The 3,792-nt window shown below is 69.3% G+C and carries 4 protein-coding genes; all 4 read left to right on the top strand.

What is annotated here, in order from left to right; all coding sequences use genetic code 11:
* Positions 1–656: putative nucleotidyltransferase substrate binding domain-containing protein (locus tag ENN83_RS09805; protein ID WP_287186418.1), on the top strand; the 656-nt coding region annotated here is incomplete at its 5' end.
* Positions 657–659: 3 nt separating this feature from the next.
* On the top strand, positions 660–1,172 hold the full coding sequence (locus ENN83_RS09800) for a hypothetical protein (protein WP_287186415.1): 513 nt from the start codon (positions 660–662) through the stop codon (positions 1,170–1,172).
* Between the two features lie 15 nt (positions 1,173–1,187).
* The gene (locus ENN83_RS09795) at positions 1,188–1,571 is read left to right on the top strand and encodes a response regulator transcription factor (RefSeq protein ID WP_287186413.1); all 384 of its coding nucleotides are present in this window, start codon (positions 1,188–1,190) and stop codon (positions 1,569–1,571) included.
* Positions 1,564–3,621 (top strand): 3'-5' exonuclease, encoded by a 2,058-nt coding sequence (locus ENN83_RS09790; RefSeq protein ID WP_287186411.1) that lies wholly within the window; start codon positions 1,564–1,566, stop codon positions 3,619–3,621. Before ENN83_RS09795 ends, ENN83_RS09790 begins: the two co-directional genes overlap by 8 nt.
* The last annotated feature ends 171 nt before the right edge of the window (positions 3,622–3,792 follow it).

The following is a 3,792-nucleotide window of genomic DNA, read 5'->3' as shown; positions in this document are numbered from 1 at the left end:
ACTGCCCCGGCGACATGATGGCGACCAACCCGCGCTGGCGTCAGCCCCGCCGGGTCTGGCGCAGCTATTTCTCGGGCTGGATCGCCCAGCCCGACAACGAGGCGCAGATGCTGGCCTCGGTGATGTTCGACCTGCGCCCGATCGGCGGCGAGCGGGCGCTGTTCCAGGAGCTGCAGGCCGAAACGCTGGCCATGGCGCGCAAGAACTCGATCTTCGTCGCGCACATGATCTCGAACTCGCTCAAGCACACGCCGCCGCTGGGCCTGTTCCGCGGCTTCGCGCTGATCCGCTCGGGCGAACACAAGGACATGCTGGATCTCAAGCTCTCGGGCGTGGTGCCTGTGGTCGATCTGGGCCGGGTCTACGCGCTCAAGGGCGAATTGCAGGCGGTCAACACGCGCGAACGGCTGGTCGCGGCGCGCGAGGCAAGCGTGGTCTCTCATTCGGGCGCGCATGACCTGATCGACGCCTATGACCTGATCTGCGAGACAAGGCTCGCCCACCAGGCCGACCAGATCCGGGCGGGCCTGCCCGCCGACAACTTCATGGCGCCGGGCCAGTTGTCGGAGCTGGAGCGCAACCACCTGCGCGATGCCTTCATGGTGATCAAGACAATGCAATCGGCAGCCGGACAGGGCCGCGGGGTGATGGGATAGACGATGTTTCTGGAACTGATCGCAAGTGTGGCCGCCGGGTTCGGCGCGGGCGGGGTGATGTTCCTGCTCAACCGGCTCAGCGGTCAGCGGCTGCCGCGCTGGTCGGTGCCGGTGGCGGCGGGCCTCGCGATGCTGGCCTATGCGCTCTGGTCGGAACAGTCCTGGGCCGCGCGGACCATGGCCGGCCTGCCCGAGGGCCTTGTCGAGATCTCGCGCGTCGAACAATCCATCCGGTGGAAACCCTGGACCTATCTGCTGCCCCAGACGACGCGGCTGATGGCGGCCGATATCGCCCGCGCCGCCCGCCGGGAGGATGCGCCCGAGATGCGGCTGGTCACGCTCTACTTCTTCGCGCGCTGGCAGCCCGCCCGTTCTGCGCCGGTGCTGGTCGATTGTGCGCGTCCCGCGCGCGCCGACGCGACCGAGGCGGCGCTGACCGACCCGCGCGGGGCCGACTGGCGCGCGCTGTCCGGCGACGATCCGTTGGTTCGCGCCGTCTGCGGCAGCACAAGCTGAGGGGGGGGATGCGTCATGGGGCGAAAATCGGTTCTGCTGGCCGAGGACGAGGATGGAATCGCCCTTGCGCTGGAATACCTGATCGCACGCGAGGGATATGACACGCGCCGCGTGGCCGATGGCGATCTGGTGCTCAAGGCGCTGGAGGAGGCTCCCCCCGATCTCATGGTTCTCGACGTGATGCTGCCCAATCGCTCGGGCTACGAGATCTGCCAGATGATCCGGCGGACCGAGCGGCTGAAAGATGTCAAGGTCCTGATGATGACCGCGCGCGGTGGAGAGGTCGAGCGGCGCAAGGGTCTGGCACTCGGGGCGGACGCGTTCCTGACCAAACCCTTCGCGACCGCGGATCTGACGGCCCAGATCCGCGCGTTGCTGGGGGGAGAGTTGGATGCATGAACGGCTTGGGCTGAGAACCCGCTTCGCGCTGTTCTTCGCGGCGCTGGCACTGGGCGGGCTGGCGATCCTGATCCTGGGCCTGTGGCTCGGCCATGCCAGGGCGGGCGGCCCGACGGACGGTTTCGTGATCGCGGGCGCCGTCGCGGGCTTCGGCCTGGCGGGGCTGGCGGCCTGGATCGGCCTGCTGTTCGACCAGAACGTCGCCCGCCCGATCCTGGCCCTGGCCGCCGACCTCGCGACACGGGCCCGGGCGGATATCGACGTCGATATCGACGAAGCACCCGCCCGCTATCTGGGCGCGCTGGCGCCTGCGGCGAACGCCATCAACGACGCGCTGGCCGAGACCCGCGCCGCCCAGGATCGCGCCGTGGCCGAAAAGACCGCGCTCCTGAACCGCGACAAGGCGATGTTCGAGGCGCTGCTGCGTGACCTTGCCGAAGGCGTCGTAGTGGCCACGCCCGATCACCGGATCATGCTCTACAACCGCGCGGCGCAGGGGCTTCTGGGCGATCTGGGGCTCGACCGGCGGCTGACCACGTTCCTGCGACCCGAACCTCTGGCCCACGCGCTCGACCGGATGGGCGCGCGTGCCGCGCGCGGCGAAATCGAGGCCGAGCGATTCCTGGCCGCCACCGCCTGCGGCGAACGCTTCCTGGTGGCCCGCGTCAGCCCGATCGCGGTGAATGGCAGCCGCGTGGGCTATGTCATGATCTTCCACGACGCGACCGAGGATCTCGACGCCCATGCCGAGCGTGACCACCTGTTCAACACCCTGCTCGAGGCGATCCGTCGGCCGACCGCCGCGATTGGCGCGCTGATCGACGCGATCGAGGCCGATCCCGACCTCTGCACGGACAGGCGGACGAGCCTTTTCCGACAGTTGCGGCGCGAACAGGGGGCACTGGTGGTCAAGGTCCACGAGATCGCCGAGCGCCACGGCACCGCCACCGCGCGCCGCTGGCCGATGCCCGCGGTCGCCTCGGACGACATCTTCGACGCGCTTCAGGCCCGCCTGCCCGAGGACCTCCGCGTCGAGGGCGCACGCCAGTTCATCCGCTGCGACGGCTTCGCGATCACCGAGCTTCTGGCGCGCGTGATCGGTGGCTTGCGCTCCGACCCGGCGCGCTGCGATTTCGTTCTGCGCGCGGGCGCCTGCGACCGCGAGATCTGCCTGATGCTGGACTGGAAAGGCCCCGAACTGCCCGATGGTCAGCTCGATCGCTGGCTGGCCGCGCCGTTGTCCAAGGGCTACGGGCACTATACCGGGCGTGACGCGCTCGAAGGCCACGGGACCGAGATGTGGTCCGAGGCGACCGCGACAGGCAACCGGCTGATGCTGCCGCTCCAGGCCACCAGGGCGCCGGTTCTGACCCCCACGGATCCGCGGCCCGAATTCTACGATTTCACCCTGCCCCAGCCGGTCTCGGACGAGATCGCCGAGCGGCCGCTCTCCGAACTGCGCTTCGTGGTGTTCGACACCGAAACCACGGGCCTTTCACCCCGCGCGGGCGACGAGATCGTGCAGATCGGCGGCGTCCCGATCGTCAACGGCCGCATCCTGCGCGGCGAGGCCTTCGACATGCTGGTCAATCCCGGCCGGCACATCCCCGCCGCTTCGACCGCCGTGCATGGCCTCGACAATGCCCGCGTCGCCGCTGCCCCCGACATCGTCGAGGCCGGGCGCCGCTTTCACGCCTATTGCGAGGGGGCGGTGCTGGTCGCCCATAACGCCGCCTTCGACATGGCCTTCCTCAAGCTCAAGGAGGACCGCATCGGCCTGCGCTTCGACCAGCCTGCGCTCTGCACCGTCCTGCTGGCCGCCGCGCTCTACCCGGATGCCGACGACCTGACGCTCGACGCGCTGGCCACCCGGTTCGGGGTCACGCTCACCAACGAGCACCGCCATACCGCGCTGGGCGACGCGCTGGCCACGGCCGAGGTGTTCCGCCACATGCTGGGCGTCCTCGAAGGGGCCGGGATCGGCACCCTCGGCGAGGCCATCTCCCGCAGCGACCGGATGCACCGCATCCGAAAGGCCCAGAATTACTGAGCCCCGGCGCCTGCCCTATTCCTCGCGCCGGTCCGAGGGCGGATCGTTATACATCGACCAGCCATGCTCGCCCCCGGTCGGCGGCACGTCCGAGGGGCGGATATTGGCCTGGATGAAGGTCTTGGCGATGAAATGCGCGACGATCGGCGCGGTCAGGAACAGGAACAGCGT

It is taken from the genome of Rhodovulum sp., from assembly GCF_011048875.1.
GTDB classification, from domain to species: Bacteria; Pseudomonadota; Alphaproteobacteria; order Rhodobacterales; family Rhodobacteraceae; genus Rhodovulum; species Rhodovulum tesquicola.
Note: the sequence above shows the minus strand (reverse complement) of the source record. Positions and strands in the feature narration are given on the sequence as shown.